The sequence below is a fragment of the Streptomyces sp. NPDC057307 genome, assembly GCF_042667665.1.
GTDB lineage: Bacteria > Actinomycetota > Actinomycetes > Streptomycetales > Streptomycetaceae > Streptomyces.
Window position 1 is genome coordinate 1 of the sequence record NZ_JBHUZM010000180.1, and the last position, 13,422, is coordinate 13,422.

General features: G+C 70.0%; 14 protein-coding genes. 3 read left to right on the top strand and 11 right to left on the bottom strand.

All coding sequences use genetic code 11. The features are described from left to right. Positions 1 to 105: 105 nt before the first annotated feature. Complete coding sequence (locus tag ACFUN8_RS34005) at positions 106 to 978, top strand: DMT family transporter (RefSeq protein WP_383646344.1); 873 nt, start codon at positions 106 to 108, stop codon at positions 976 to 978. Positions 979 to 1,029: 51 nt separating this feature from the next. Here ACFUN8_RS34005 and ACFUN8_RS34010 read toward each other — a convergent pair whose 3' ends face one another. The 11 genes from ACFUN8_RS34010 to ACFUN8_RS34060 form a co-directional block, all read right to left on the bottom strand. Then, on the bottom strand, positions 1,030 to 2,379 hold the full coding sequence (locus ACFUN8_RS34010) for an ammonium transporter (protein ID WP_383646346.1): 1,350 nt from the start codon (positions 2,377 to 2,379) through the stop codon (positions 1,030 to 1,032). Between the two features lie 123 nt (positions 2,380 to 2,502). Then, positions 2,503 to 3,462 carry an urease accessory protein UreD gene (locus ACFUN8_RS34015; RefSeq protein ID WP_383646349.1) on the bottom strand — a complete coding sequence of 320 codons (960 nt, stop codon included), beginning with the start codon at positions 3,460 to 3,462 and terminating at the stop codon, positions 2,503 to 2,505. A gap of 1 nt (position 3,463) precedes the next feature. Then, positions 3,464 to 4,084 carry an urease accessory protein UreG gene (gene ureG / locus ACFUN8_RS34020; RefSeq protein ID WP_383646352.1) on the bottom strand — a complete coding sequence of 207 codons (621 nt, stop codon included), beginning with the start codon at positions 4,082 to 4,084 and terminating at the stop codon, positions 3,464 to 3,466. Positions 4,085 to 4,106: 22 nt separating this feature from the next. Continuing rightward, positions 4,107 to 4,874 carry an urease accessory protein UreF gene (locus ACFUN8_RS34025; RefSeq protein WP_383646355.1) on the bottom strand — a complete coding sequence of 256 codons (768 nt, stop codon included), beginning with the start codon at positions 4,872 to 4,874 and terminating at the stop codon, positions 4,107 to 4,109. A gap of 3 nt (positions 4,875 to 4,877) precedes the next feature. Continuing rightward, positions 4,878 to 6,602, bottom strand: coding sequence for an urease subunit alpha (ureC, locus tag ACFUN8_RS34030; protein WP_383646358.1), 1,725 nt, complete (start codon positions 6,600 to 6,602; stop codon positions 4,878 to 4,880). Continuing rightward, entirely contained in the window at positions 6,602 to 7,138 is a 537-nt protein-coding gene (locus ACFUN8_RS34035) for an urease subunit beta (protein WP_383646361.1), read from the bottom strand. The genes ureC and ACFUN8_RS34035 overlap by 1 nt, the downstream gene beginning before the upstream one ends. Beyond that, a complete protein-coding gene (locus tag ACFUN8_RS34040; protein WP_383646364.1) occupies positions 7,135 to 7,986 on the bottom strand; it encodes a sirohydrochlorin chelatase in 852 nt (283 codons plus the stop codon). The genes ACFUN8_RS34035 and ACFUN8_RS34040 overlap by 4 nt, the downstream gene beginning before the upstream one ends. A 5-nt stretch (positions 7,987 to 7,991) precedes the next feature. Continuing rightward, entirely contained in the window at positions 7,992 to 8,297 is a 306-nt protein-coding gene (locus ACFUN8_RS34045) for an urease subunit gamma (protein WP_383646367.1), read from the bottom strand. Positions 8,298 to 8,356: 59 nt separating this feature from the next. Next, positions 8,357 to 9,319 (bottom strand): urea transporter, encoded by a 963-nt coding sequence (locus ACFUN8_RS34050; protein WP_383646370.1) that lies wholly within the window; start codon positions 9,317 to 9,319, stop codon positions 8,357 to 8,359. Positions 9,320 to 9,588: 269 nt separating this feature from the next. Further along, positions 9,589 to 10,332: a hypothetical protein gene (locus ACFUN8_RS34055; RefSeq protein WP_383646373.1), complete on the bottom strand. Its 744-nt coding sequence runs from the start codon at positions 10,330 to 10,332 to the stop codon at positions 9,589 to 9,591. A 123-nt stretch (positions 10,333 to 10,455) separates the two neighbouring features. Beyond that, entirely contained in the window at positions 10,456 to 11,136 is a 681-nt protein-coding gene (locus ACFUN8_RS34060) for a hypothetical protein (RefSeq protein ID WP_383646376.1), read from the bottom strand. Between the two features lie 37 nt (positions 11,137 to 11,173). Here ACFUN8_RS34060 and ACFUN8_RS34065 point away from each other — a divergent pair, with 37 nt between their 5' ends. Beyond that, positions 11,174 to 11,692 carry a CGNR zinc finger domain-containing protein gene (locus tag ACFUN8_RS34065; protein ID WP_383646378.1) on the top strand — a complete coding sequence of 173 codons (519 nt, stop codon included), beginning with the start codon at positions 11,174 to 11,176 and terminating at the stop codon, positions 11,690 to 11,692. 240 nt (positions 11,693 to 11,932) lie between these two features. Next, on the top strand, positions 11,933 to 13,303 hold the full coding sequence (locus ACFUN8_RS34070) for a glycoside hydrolase family 18 protein (protein ID WP_383646381.1): 1,371 nt from the start codon (positions 11,933 to 11,935) through the stop codon (positions 13,301 to 13,303). Positions 13,304 to 13,422: the final 119 nt, after the last annotated feature.

Genomic DNA, 13,422 nt, shown 5'->3' on the forward strand with positions numbered 1-13,422 from the left:
GCCGTCGGCCGGGCCGCCGCGCCCGGATAACCCGTTCGGCCGCCGCGCGGCCGCATCGCCCCCGATGAGAGCGGCCCCGGCGCCCGCCGCCCGCATGATGGGGCGGTGATCAGTGTCCTGTTCGCCGTGCTGACCGCCCTCAGCAACGGCTCCGCCTCCGTGCTCCAGCGGCGCGCCGCTTCCACGGCGCCCGACTCCGAATCCCTCAGCCTGGCGCTGATCGGGCATCTGCTCCGGCAACGCGTCTGGCTCGCCGGTATCGCGCTGGTGATCGTGGCCGCCGTCTGCCAGGCGGTGGCGCTCGCGACCGGGCCCATCGCCGTCGTACAGCCGATCTTCGTCATCGAGCTGCCCATGACGCTGCTGATCGCGAGTTATGTCTTCCGCTCCAGTCTGCCGCGCACCGCCTGGTACGGCGTGGCCGCGGTGACCCTCGGTCTGGCGGTGGGCCTCGGTTCGGCCGCGCCGACCGGCGGCAGTGAGACCGTGGCCGGTCTCTCCTGGGTCCCGGCGCTGATCATCACCGGGATCTTCGAGGCGCTGGTGATCGCCGCCGCGCGCCGGACCCGGAAGAACACACGTGCCGCGCTGCTGGGCCTCGCGGCCGCCTGCGCGTACGCCCTGACCGCCGCGCTTCTCAAGGACGCCGTGGCCAAGCTCGACGAAGGGGCGGGGCTCGCCACGTTCTTCGCCTCCTGGCAGCTGTACGCCACCGCCGTCGCCGGAATCGGCGCGCTGTTCCTCCTGCAGAACGCCCTGCAGGCCGGCTCCCTGGTCGCGTCGCAGCCGATGCTGACGCTCGGTGACGCGCTGATCAGCATCACCTACGGGGTGACGCTGTTCGGCGAGAGCGTACGCACCGGCTGGTGGCTCCTCCCCGAACTCCTCGCGGTCGCCCTGATCACGGCGGGCTGCCTCGAACTGGCCCGCTCCCCCCTGGCGGGCGGCACCTCCCCACCCGAACCGCGCGCCCGCTGACAGGGGGCGCGGCTACGAGTCGAGTGTGCGACGGCAGGGGCGACGAGTCCGTCACTTGGACTCCTCGCGGGCCCGCAGCAGCTTGGTGATCTGTCTGACGAGTTCGTCGTCGCTGGTCACCGTCTTGTCGGGGACCAGGGCACCGAGGCGCTCGGCGGTCCGGAAGTCGTACGCCCGCTCACGCTCCGTACCGGGAACGCTGTCGTACTCCTCCTTGGCGCGGAAGCCGACGGTCAGCTCGACCGCCTTGGCGATGAGCCAGGTGAGAACGAAGGAGAACGCGATCACGGCGAGAATGGCCACGACCTGCTTGCCGAGCAGACCCCAGCCGCCTCCGTAGAAAAGGCCCTTGTGGCCGCTGATCCGCGCGGTGGCGAAGAGGCCGACCATGATCAGCCCGATCAGACCGCCGACGCCGTGCACACCCACCACGTCGAGGGTGTCGTCCACGTTGAAGCGGAACTTCAGTGTGATGGCGAAGGCGCAGACCGCGCCGGTGACGAGGCCGGTGACGACCGCGCCGAGCGTGTTGATCTCGCCGCAGGCGGGGGTGATGGCGACCATACCCGCGACGGCCGAGGAGACGACCCCGACGGTGGTGACCTTCCCGGTACGCCACTTCTCCACCAGCGGCCAGGTGACCATGGCACCGGCCGCGCCGAGTTGCGTGTTGAGGAACGCCGCCGCCGCGGTCCCCTGATCGGTCAGCGCCGAACCGGAGTTGAAGCCGAACCAGCCGAACCAGAGCAGTCCGACACCGAGCACGACGAGTGGAATGTTGTTGGGCCGCTCCTCGCGCCGGGCGAAGTCGCGCGGGGCCCGTAGCACCAGGGCCACGGCGAGCCCCGCCACTCCGGAGTTGAGTTCCACCGGCAGACCGCCGGCGAAGTCGAGCGCGCCGAGGTGTTTGACGATCCAGCCGTCCGGGTCGAACACCCAGTGCGCGATCGGGATGTAGACGATGAGCAGCCACAGCACGACGAAGACGAGCCAGCCCTTCATCGTGGCGCGGTCGGCGATCGAGCCGCTGATCAGCGCGACCGTGATGATGGCGAAGCCCATCTGGAAGGTGCTGTAGATGTACGTGGGGATATGACCGGTCAGTGTGTTCAGCTCGATGCCGCGCATGAACGCGTGGTCGAAATTGCCGATGAGCCCGGCACCGCCGACGTCGGGGCCGAACGCGAGCGTGTAGCCGATCACCCACCAGACGAGCGTGCCGAAAGCGAGCGCGGCGAAGCTCATCTTGATCATCATCAGGATGTGCTGGGTGCGCACCATGCCGCCGTAGAAGAACGCCAGTCCCGGCGTCATCAGCAGCACCATGGCGGTGGAGGCGAGCAGCCAGGCGGTGTCGCCGGAGTCGTACGCGGGTGGCATGGGCGCGGGAGCGATGTGCATCGGCGGAAACCTCGTGGTCGGTGTGCGGGGGTACCGGGGTGTGGGGATGCCGGGCTGTGGGGAGTCGGGGCTCGGCGGTGACGCGACAGCCTCGCGGTCACGTCTTGCGGTCACGTCTTGCGGTCACGTCTTGCGCAGGTCGGGGGCCGGGTGGCCGGTGAGCAGTCGGCGTACGGACTGCCAGGCGGCGGTGTGCGCGGCGGCGACGCGCACGGGGCTGTCGTCCAGGAGCCGGAGCCAGGCACCGCAGTCGCGGGGCAGCACGCTGACCCCGTACCGGACGCCGAGCCCGGCCAGTGCCTCGTGCAGGGTGTCGGCGATGCCGGTGGCGGGGGCGCGGTCGGAGACGACGAAGAGTGAGGCGACATGGTCGTGCCCGGCGAACACGCCGGGGCCGACGACACCGCCGCCGGACGGGCCGGTGTCCGGGGCCAGGCGCAGGGTGTCGATGGCCAGGAGGGTGCCGTCGGGCCGGCTGATGTGCAGATCGGTGGCGAGGACCCGGTAGTCGTGACGCTCGCCGCGGGCGAGCCGTCCCGCGGTCAGGGTGTCGCCGATGACGACACTGGCGCCGGGGGCGACGGTGACCTCGGTGCGCTGGTAGAACCGCGAGTCCTTGAACGGGATCAGCGGGTCCGGCAGATACTCCACGTACGCGCCCGGGTCCACCGTCAGATGCACGCGCTGGCTCGCGTAGTCGTGTTCCATCCGGAAGACCTTGGTGGCCGCCTGGGTGGTGAGATGCACCTGGGTGTCCGGCCCGCAGCGGAAGTCCATCCGGTAGCGGTCGGCCTGGGCGATGCCGCCGCCCGTCGCCATCAGATAGACGTAGCTCATGCCGGGCAGTTCGGGGTCGATCCACAGCGGACGCATGATCTGCAACGGCGTCTTCTGGTAGCGCTCCACGAGTTCGGTACGCCCGCCCCGTACGGCGAAGGCCAGATCGAGGATGCCGACCTTGGCCGGTGAGCCGGGCGCGAGCGTGTCCGGTACGGAGGCCAGGGCGGCCACCTCCGGGGGCAGGCGGACCGCGGAGTAGTGGCCGATGGCGAGCCGGTCGGGCCGGGGCGGGGCTGACGGCATGTCAGATCAGCGCCTTGCGGCGCGATTCGAGATACTCCGCGATGTCCTCGATGCCCACGCCGGTGAGACAGTCGGTCAGCACGACGGGACGGTTCTCGCGCACCCGGTGGGCGTCGGACTCCATGACGTCGATGTCGGTGCGCACATACTTCGCGATGTCGATCTTGTTGATGACGAGCAGATCGGACTCGGTGATGCCGGGGCCTCGTTTGCGTGGCATCTTCTCGCCCTCGGCGGTGTCCAGGACGAAGAGGAACAGGTCGACCAGGGCGGGGCTGAAGGTGAGCGTGAGGTTGTCGCCGCCGGACTCGTAGAGCAGCGTGTCGGTGTCGGGGAAGCGCTCCAGCATCTCGGCACCGGCCGCGAGATTCATCGTGGGGTCGTCGCGTACGGCGGTGTGCGGGCAGGCGCCCGTCTCGACGCCGACGACACGCTCCGGTTCGAGAACTCCGGCGAGTGTGCGGCGGATGTGCTGGGCGTCCTCCTGCGTGTAGATGTCATTGGTGATGACGGAGGGGCGGTGGCCACGCTCGATCAGCACCGGTACGAGTGCCTCGATGAGGGCGGTCTTGCCGGATCCGACCGGTCCGCCGACGCCGACCCGCAGTACGTTGTCGTCCATGGTGCTCCCTGCTTCGTAGGGTTCAGCTGGCGAACAGCCGCGCCTCCGCGCGTTCATGACGGCCCGACATGACGTCCGAGGCGAAGACGGTGGCACCGACATCGGCGAGTTCACGCCGCAGCGCGGCGTCGACGGCCGCCTCGATGACGGGGGCCGCGCCGCGCAGCAGTGTCTGTGCCCGTCGGTGGTCGGTCAGCCGCAGTCGCAGGGCCGCGCCCGCGAAGCTCACACAGAAGGCGAAGAGGTCCGAGGCGACGGCCTGGCGGACCGGCACACCTGTCGCCGCGTAGATGACGCCCGCGGCCACCGCCTGGGTACCGGGGGTCTCGCCACGTACGACGCGCTCGAAGTGGTCACCGATCTCCGGCCGGTCGAACACCTCCCGGGCGAGATCGAGGAGTTGGCGACCGGTGCGGGTGGCCGCCTGGCGCATCTCCCGGCCGAGTTTGGTGGCGAACAGATGCTCGTCGATGCCGACGACGGCCGCCGGGTCGCCCGCCAGGGTCGCCCGGTGCGCGAGGGCGAGCGCGGTGGCGTCGGCCGGTCCGACGCCGTGCAGCAGCAGGTCTTCGAGCAGCAGCGGCAGGGTGGCCGAGTCGACCGCCTTGGCGTGGGCGAAGCCCTCCAGGCTGTGCGACAGGGTGTAGAAGCCGCTCGGGAACGCCGAGTCGGTCAGCTGAAGGCTGATCAGAAGCGGTCCGAGCGCCGCTCCTGGGCCGGCGGCGGCCGTCGTCGGGGCGAGGTCGGGCGGGCCGGCTTCCGCCGGGGTGCCGTTCTCGTCGCGGTACATCGCCTAGACCAGGAAGAAGAGGTGGTTGAGGGGCAGTTCATCGGCCGGGTCGATGGTGGCGACCTTGCCGTTGAGCGTGACCTTGAACGTCTCCGGGTCGACCTCGATGTCCGGCAGGGCGTTGTTGCGGACCATGTTGTGCTTGCCGATGGTGCGGGTGCGGCTGACCGGCAACACCATGCGTTCCAGGCCCAGTTCGGCCGGGACCCCGGCGGCGATCCCGGCCTGGGACATGAAGGTGGCGTGGGTCGCCTGCAACGCCTTGCCGTACTGCCCGAACATCGGCCGGTAGATGACCGGCTGCGTCGTCGGCAGCGAGGCGTTGGGGTCGCCCATCCGCGCCCACGAGATGATGCCGCCCTTGATCACCATCTTCGGCTTGGCTCCGAAGGAGTGGATGGGCCAGAGGACGATGTCGGCGAGCTTGCCCTTCTCGATCGAGCCCACGTGATCCGAGATGCCGGTGGCGATGGCCGGGTTGATGGTGACCTTCGCGAGGTAGCGCAGCACCCGCTGGTTGTCGTTGCGCGCGGAGTCGCCCTCCAGCGTGCCGAGCTTGTCCTTGCAGTGGTGGGCGGTCTGGAAGGCGCGGGTGACGGTCTCCCCCACCCGGCCCATGGCCTGCGAGTCGGAGGAGAACATGCTGATCACGCCGAGGTCGTGCAGCACCGACTCGGCGGCGATCGTCTCGGCGCGGACACGGCTGTCGGCGAAGGAGACGTCCTCGGGGATGTCATGGCTGAGGTGGTGACAGACCATGACCATGTCGAGCAGTTCGTCCACCGAGTTCTTCGTGTACGGCAGGGTCGGGTTGGTGGACGACGGCAGTACGTTCGGCTCGCCCGCCACCCGCATGATGTCCGGTGCGTGACCGCCACCGGCGCCCTCGCTGTGGAAGGTGTGGATGGTGCGGCCGTCGATGGCCGAGCGGGTGTCCTCGAAGAAGCCGCTCTCGTTGAGGCTGTCGGTGTGGATGGCCACCTGGATGTCGTACCGGTCCGCGACGTTCAACGCGTTGTCGATCACGGCGGGGGTCGCGCCCCAGTCCTCGTGGACCTTCAAGGCACAGGCCCCGGCCTCGATCTGCTCGTCGAGCGCTTCGGGGAGGCTCCCGTTGCCCTTGCCCATGATGCCCAGATTGACCGGGAATGCCTCGGCCGCCTGGAGGAAGCGGGCGATGTTGTACGGGCCGGGTGTGCAGGTGGTCCCGTTCGTACCGTCGGACGGGCCGGTGCCACCGCCGATGAGGGTGGTGATGCCGTTGGTGAGTGCCTGCTCGGCCTGCTGCGGCGAGATCAGATGGACGTGACTGTCGATGGCGCCGGCTGTGGCGATGAGGTGTTCACCGGCGATGGCCTCCGTACCGGGCCCGATGACCAGGTCGGGGTGCACGTTGTTCTGCGTCTGCGGGTTGCCGGATTTGCCGATGCCGGCGATGAAACCGTCCTTGATGCCGATGTCGCACTTGACGACACCCACGACAGGGTCGATGACCACGACGTTGGTGATGACGGTGTCGAGTGCGCCCTGGCCGCTCGTGGCCTGCGGGTCGGAGGCCATGCCGTCGCGCATGGTCTTGCCGCCGCCATAGAGGACCTCGTCCCCGTACTGGCCCTCGCTGAAGTCCTTCTCGACCTCGACCACGAGGTTGGTGTCGGCGAGATGGAAACGGTCGCCGACCGTCGGGCCGAACATGTCGGTGTACTGCTTGCGCGGCAGGATGGGCATCAGCGCGGACCCTTCTTCGCCTTGGCGGTCTTGGTGGTCCTGGCGGTCTTGGCCGTCTTGGCCGTCTTGGCGGCCGTGGGGCTTTTGGCGACCGCGGGGCTCTTGGTGCTCTTGGTGCTCTTGGGGCGTTCCGCCGGTACGCCGGAGTCGTCGTCCGCACTGTTCTGAGCGCCTTGGAAGCCCTGCTCGATCGCCTTGCGGACGGCTTCGACCCTGGCGGGGTGGGAGGCGAGGCTGCCGTTGAGCAGTCCGCTGAAGCCGACGAGTCGGCCGGTTCCGGCGTACGCGCACAGCTCCACCTCGCGCGTACCGCCGGGCTCGATACGTACCGATGTGCCGGCGGGAATGTTGAGGTGCATGCCGAGCGCCTGCCGACGGTCGAACGACAGCGCCGAGTTGACCTCGAAGAAGTGGTAGTGCGAGCCGACCTGAACCGCGCGGTCGCCGGTGTTGCTCACGGTGAGCCTGACCGTGCGGCGACCGGCGTTGATCTCGACGGGTTCCTTGCCGTAGAGGTACTTCTGATGGAACGTCATGCGGTACTCCTGACGACTTGGCCCGCACCGTGCGTAGGTGTTGACGCTTGCGTTTGTGTTTGCGTTTGTGGGTGCTGACGCGGGTGCGAGTGTCCGTGGTCGTGGTCATGCCCCTCGCCCGGTGGGTGGGTGTGGGAGTGGCCGTGGTTGTCGGCTGCGGTCAGTCCGGCGGCGATGCCGTCGTCGCCGTGTTCGTCCCGGCGCCGCCGGGCGTCGGCCGCACGCTCGGCGAGCACCCGGGCCAGCGCGGCGGGCGGAATCGACGGGCCCGCGCCCTCCACCCGCGTACCGGGTACGTCGGGCAGGTCCGGCCGCGCGAACGCCGCCGGGAGCAGCACCACGTGCGACGCGCCGAGCAGCCCACAGCGCCGGACCCCCTCGGCGAGGTCGGGATCACCGCCGGTGAAGGCGACCTCGACCAGAGCGTGGCCGCCGTACCGGCGGACCAGACTCGCGACCCGGTACAGCTCGGCGTCCTCGAACGGTCCGCCGGCCGGCGCGGTGACCAGCAGGGCGGCGGTGTCCGGGGTACGGCCGGCCGCCGTGCGCAACCAGCCGATCAGGTGCTGGGAGGTACCGAACGGCTCGGCGAGCACGGTCTTCGAGCGTTCGGCGGCGGGCAGGGCGCTCAGGGTGCGGGCGGTGTCCGCGACGAGTTCCGGGTCGCGGCCGAGCGTCATGGGGACGACACAGCTCTCCTGGCCCCGGCGGGTCAGCGCCGCGACGGTCCGGTACAGCTGGCGCCCGTTGGGCACGACGGTCACCGCGGGGTCGACCAGGCCGCGCAGCGCCCTTCCGTACGCGGCCTCGTGGCCGCACACGGCGATCAACCGGGGGCCTTCCGACACCGGGCTCAGCCGCCGACGGGGTCGTGGCAGGACACCAGCTTGGTGCCGTCCACGAAGGAGGCCTCGATCTGGAGCAGCCCGAGCATGTCCCGTACGCCCGGCATCGTGTCGTCCTCACCGACGATCTGCCGGCCGAGTTCCATGCAGTCGGCGACGCTCCTGCCGTCTCGCGCGGCTTCCAGGATCGCCTCGCTGATCAGCGCGACGGCCTCGCTGTAGTTGAGTTTGAGGCCGCGGCTGCGGCGTTTGCGGGCCAGGTCGGCCACGACGTACACCAGCAGTTTGTCGATCTCGCGCGGTGCGAGGTTCATCGTCGGTACCTTCCTCGGAGCGATGCGGGAGAGGGGCGGGGCAGTGGGGTGGCCGGCGGTCAGCCGGTCCTGGTCAGGCGTGGCAGCAGCGGGACGGCCGCCATGAGTACCCAGGTCGTGAGGATGAACGGCCAGGTGAAGGTGTGGCCGCCGAACGAGGTGAAGAACGAGGTCAGCGAAGCCGTCAGACCGGTGGTGGCCGCGGCTCCGAAGAGGGCGTACGCGCCGTTCCACACCGTGCGGGTGAGAAAGACCGCGCCGACGGCGATGGCGACGAGCACGGCGTTGTATCCGTAGATGCCGTCGGCGATCAGCGCAGTCGGAGCGCCGAGCGCCCAGGCGGCGATGATCCCGACGACGCTGCCGGCCGCCGCGTACAGCACGACGCGCACCCCGGCGAAGGCCAGACCGACGAGCATGATGAGGCCGACGTACCAGGTCTCGACGAGGAAGACCTGGGAGACGTTGCTGAAGAAGGCGTGCCACAGGTCGTCCCAGGAGATCGCGGTGTCTCCGCCGGTGGTGCTGGACACGGAGTTCGGCGCGCCTTGCCAGATCCGGTCGAAGGACGGCGCGCCGAGCACCATCACCCCGGAGACCAGGCAGAACGGTGCGGTGAGCGGGGTGAGTCCGTACGGCGTCAGCAGCGTGGTCAGCGCGGCCATCAGCAGGGTGCACATGATCGCGCCGACGACCGTGAGCACGTACGTCGCCGGGTGGTGCCCCAGCGACGTGACCAGCGCGATGCCGGTGAGACAGCCGCAGTATCCCTGGAGGCCGAGCGCGATGCCGGACCGGTCGACACCCAGCGCGTAGGCGCTCGCCGTCGCGAAGAGGGTGCCGAGGGTGGCGAAGAGACCGGTCCGCCAGCCCGCCGTCCACAGCCCGGCAAGGATGAACGCGCCTGTCCAGATGCTCGCCTGGAGATCCACCTGGCCGACACCGCGCACCGACGCCAGGAGATAGGCGGTCGGCCGCCGACTCTCCAGGCTCCGGACGACGCCCGGCTCGGCGATGGACAAGGGGGACTCCAACAGCTCGGCAGCGAAGGCCCGCTCTCCTCATGGCAGGGAGCAGACAGAGAACCGCATACCGCAATCAATGCACGCGATGAGCTACTTTTCGCGCTGTGTGGGGTTTCCTTGCGCCGTTCAGGTCGGGACCGGCCGTACGACCGGCGCGTCCGTCGTCCGCCGGCCGCGTCCACCGTCTGCGGCAGGCCGGGTCAGGGCCGTCGCGTCGTACGGAAGCCGGGCGCTTCTCCCCCGCCCCACCCGCCTCGTTCCTCCGTCTACAACCTGCGGTCCCCCTGCCAGGTGATCGACGTCAGCGCGTCCAGGCCGCCGTTCGCCAGCCCTTTGTACGTCACCGTCCGGGCCGGGCCGAGTTCGTGCGCGGTCCGCTCCGCCAGGTCGGTTCCCTCGTGGAACAGCCGCTGCCACTCGGCGTCGTACTTGCCGTCCTCCCGGTCTCGCAGCTGCAGGTTCAGCGTGCTGTCGATGCTCCGCGCCCATGCGCGCAGAGCGGCGACGAGGTCGTCGGACAGGCGCAGGGCGGCGACGGGGTCATCCGGCGGGAAGTCCCCGAAACCGTCGGAGCGCAGGGGACCGAACCTGTACTCGCCCTCGACCGTGATGTCGAGCGGGTGCGGGGGCGCGCCGTGGAGTTCGCGCTCCGGGTGGAGGCGGTCGCAGCCCCAACACAGCCACTTCGCGGACCTGTTGGCCTCGTCCCAGTAGCGCACCGTCCAGGACGGCCCAAGGTGCCGGGCCAGTCGCCGGGCGGCCGTCAGACCCCGTTTGACGTAATTACGCAGATCCGGGCGCGAGGCGAAGCCACCCGGTGGGTGGGCCGACCGCCAGGAGCGCAGCGCGTCCGCCAGCTCCACCGGGAGGTCCAGCCGGGGGTCGTCCGGCGCGAGGTCCCGGGTGAAGGCACCGAGGTCCTCGAAAGCGCCGGGATGCTCCGCCTCGTACAACGGGGACGGCCCGTCCCCGGCCCGCACCAGTACATGCCGCAGCCCGTCGAAGGTCATACGTGAACTGCTCCGATCGCGAATCCGTCGGCACCTCGGACGGCACCCCGAATGGACCCGCCCCGGATCAAACTACTGCCGTGCGGGTCGAGGGGGACCCGGGCGTCCGGGACGCTCGGCGGATCAGTTCTCGGACAGGAGCCAGCCGATGCGCAGTTCTTCCGCGCCCGGACGGAACGTCCGTATGAGTTCGGCGCGTTCGGGGTCGTTCTCGGGGAGGTTGTCGGCGAGGATGGCCTGCGCGGCGACCGTCTGGGGCCGGGCGCCGAGCGCGGCGCGCAGATGGAGTGAGCGGCGCAGCATCGCGATCCGCTCGGCGGGCTCCTTGTGCGGTGCGAGGTGCCGGATGATGTACGACTCGAAGTAGCCGTCGCCGGACCTCGTCGCGATCTCAAGGGCCGTCTCGTAGCGTGGGAGCGCGCCGGCCGCGTCCTCGTCGATGTTGTCCAGCAGCACGGCCCAGTGGTACTCCGCCCAGCCGCGTGTCATCTCGTCGCCGCCCTCGGCCGCCGCGCGGTAGCCGGCCTCGGCCGCGGCACGGTCGTCGGCGCGGGGGTCGCGCCGGAACAGCAGGCGACTGTAGGCCAGTCGCGCCGTGAGCAGATGCGCGGTCGGCGATACGGGATCGAGCGCCGCGACCGCCTTCTCGGCCTCCTCGTGGCCCTCGATCCGGAAGAACCAGCGGTCGACGGCGATCTCGGCGCGCAGCTCGGGCTCGGTGTCCGGGCCCAGGACGGTGAGCGCGGCGTCCCACTCCCCGAGCATGTGCAGACGGCGGGCCACGTAGGTGTCATCAGATAGCATGACGCCTACAGTAAGAACCGGCGATGTAGGTGGTCAAGTGCAGTACGGTGACTACATTGAGAACGCGACACGGCTGGCCGTCGAGCTGGCCAACACCGGGACGCTCGACCAGCACGGCGAACTGGTGGCCGCGTTCTTCGCGGAACACGAGGTCACTCCACCGGCGGGCGGCGACTACGGCGAACTGCCGGACCTCGTACGCGCGGCCCTGGCACAGTCGGTCGACGGCGCCGCCCCCGAAGCCGTGCACCGTCTACTGCGCGACTATCCGCCGGAAATGCACCTGTCCGACCACGACGGCCTCGACGGCTGGCACATCCACTTCAGCCGCAACGGCACCCCGGCCAAGCGCTGGGTCGGCCAACTGATCGCCGCCAAGCTCGCGTTGGTCGCGGCCGGGGACCCGGCGGTGACGCTGGGGCGATGCGCCGCGACCGGGTGCGGAAACTACTTCGCGGACCAGTCCCGCAACCGGACACGCCGGTTCTGCTCCAACGCGTGCGCGAGCCGGACGACGGTCGCGGCCCATCGGGCCCGAGCGGCGAAGAAGTCCTAGCCGGGAGAACCTCGGCGGCCCCGCTCGACCAGTCCGCCGCGCGCGCCGGCACGCCGACCCCGGGTGGCCGCTCGTGAGCGTCGGACAAGTCGCCTCCCGACGCGGCGACTTGGCGCTGTACGAATACTTACCCCCGGTACAACCGCCAGACATCTTGACGTTAATGGTCCAGACCAATACGTTCCTGTGCGCACCGCCGAACACCGCTCCCTTCCGGCACACGCACAGGAAACGAGCCTCATGCCTCGAAAGAACCTTTCCCGGCTGACCATCGCCGCCCTCGCCCTCGGCCTCGTGGCCACCCTCGCCCCCTCCGCGGGCGCCGACCCCGCCTCGCACGGCGACAAGCATGGCTCGCAGCCCTCGCACCCCTCCCAGCCCTCGTACAAGCGGGTCGGCTACTTCGCCCAATGGGGCGTCTACGGCCGGAACTACCAGGTCAAGGACATGGACACCAGTGGAGCGGCGGCCAGGCTGACCCACATCAACTACGCCTTCGGGAACGTGAGCGCCGAAGGGAAGTGCTTCACCGGCAACACCCCGGGAGAGGCCGACGCCTGGGCCGACTACGTACGCCCGCTGGACGCGGCCGGCTCCGTCGACGGCGTGGCCGACACCGACGGCCAGCGCCTCGCCGGCAACTTCAATCAGCTGCGCGAGCTGAAGGCGAAGCATCCCGGCCTCAAGGTCCTTATCTCGCTGGGTGGTTGGAGCTGGTCGAAGCACTTCTCGGACGCGGCCCGCACTCCCGCCTCCCGCAGCGCGCTGGTCTCCTCCTGCGTCGACCTCTACATCAAGGGCAATCTGCCCGCCGACGGCGGTCGCGGCGGCCCGGGAGCCGCCGCGGGCCTCTTCGACGGAATCGACCTCGACTGGGAGTGGCCCGGTTCGGCCGGCGACGTCGGCACCGTGTTCCGCCCCGAGGACAAGCAGAACTTCACCGCGCTCGTGCGGGAGTTCCGCAAGCAGCTCGACACCTACGCCAAATCCCGGAAGCACCAGCAGAAGCGCAAGCACTACGAGCTGACCGCCTTCGTCCCCACGGCCCCGGCCAAGATCGACGCCGGTTTCGAAGTCTCCAAGATCATGCGGGACTTCGACTTCGTGAACCTCCAGGGATACGACTTCCACGGCACCTGGGAGCCCACGACCGCCCAGCAGTCCGCGCTCTTCGCCAAGACCGACGACTTCAGCGTCAACCAGACGGTCAACGACTGGCTGCGGCGCGGCGCGCCGGCGCGCAAGCTCGTGGTCGGCATGCCCTTCTACGGCCAGGGCTGGACCGGCGTCTCCGGCGGCGGCACCGGCATGGGCCAGCCCGCGACCGGCCCCGCGCCGGGCACCTGGGCGAACGGCAACGAGGACTACAAGGCACTGAAGAAGCTCGCGGACTCGGGGGCGTACACCGTGCACCGCGACGTCAGGAACGGCCACGCCTGGCTCTTCGACGGCACGACGCTGTGGACGTACGACGACCCGCAGGTCCTGCGCACCAAGTCGGCGTACGTCCGCGCCAAGGGACTGGGCGGCGCGATGTTCTGGTCACTGGACGGGGACACCCCGGACGGCGAGCTGATCAAGGCCGTCGACCGCGGCCTCGGCCGCCGCTGAGCCGGGAGCCCCTGGCGGTTCAGAGGCTTTCTCCGTGACCCGCCCCATGCTGTGACGATCGCGGCATGGGGCGAGACGGGGGGCATCGGCCCAGCCGGCCCGCGGTCCCGGGCCGGCTG

Coding starts and splice junctions, on each gene's coding strand:
- ACFUN8_RS34010 (WP_383646346.1), bottom strand. CDS start 2,379: ATGCACATCGCTCCCGCGCCCATGCCACCCGCGTACGACTCCGGCGAC.
- ACFUN8_RS34015 (WP_383646349.1), bottom strand. CDS start 3,462: ATGCCGTCAGCCCCGCCCCGGCCCGACCGGCTCGCCATCGGCCACTAC.
- ureG (WP_383646352.1), bottom strand. CDS start 4,084: ATGGACGACAACGTACTGCGGGTCGGCGTCGGCGGACCGGTCGGATCC.
- ACFUN8_RS34025 (WP_383646355.1), bottom strand. CDS start 4,874: ATGTACCGCGACGAGAACGGCACCCCGGCGGAAGCCGGCCCGCCCGAC.
- ureC (WP_383646358.1), bottom strand. CDS start 6,602: ATGCCCATCCTGCCGCGCAAGCAGTACACCGACATGTTCGGCCCGACG.
- ACFUN8_RS34035 (WP_383646361.1), bottom strand. CDS start 7,138: ATGACGTTCCATCAGAAGTACCTCTACGGCAAGGAACCCGTCGAGATC.
- ACFUN8_RS34045 (WP_383646367.1), bottom strand. CDS start 8,297: ATGAACCTCGCACCGCGCGAGATCGACAAACTGCTGGTGTACGTCGTG.
- ACFUN8_RS34055 (WP_383646373.1), bottom strand. CDS start 10,332: ATGACCTTCGACGGGCTGCGGCATGTACTGGTGCGGGCCGGGGACGGG.
- ACFUN8_RS34060 (WP_383646376.1), bottom strand. CDS start 11,136: ATGCTATCTGATGACACCTACGTGGCCCGCCGTCTGCACATGCTCGGG.
- ACFUN8_RS34070 (WP_383646381.1), top strand. CDS start 11,933: ATGCCTCGAAAGAACCTTTCCCGGCTGACCATCGCCGCCCTCGCCCTC.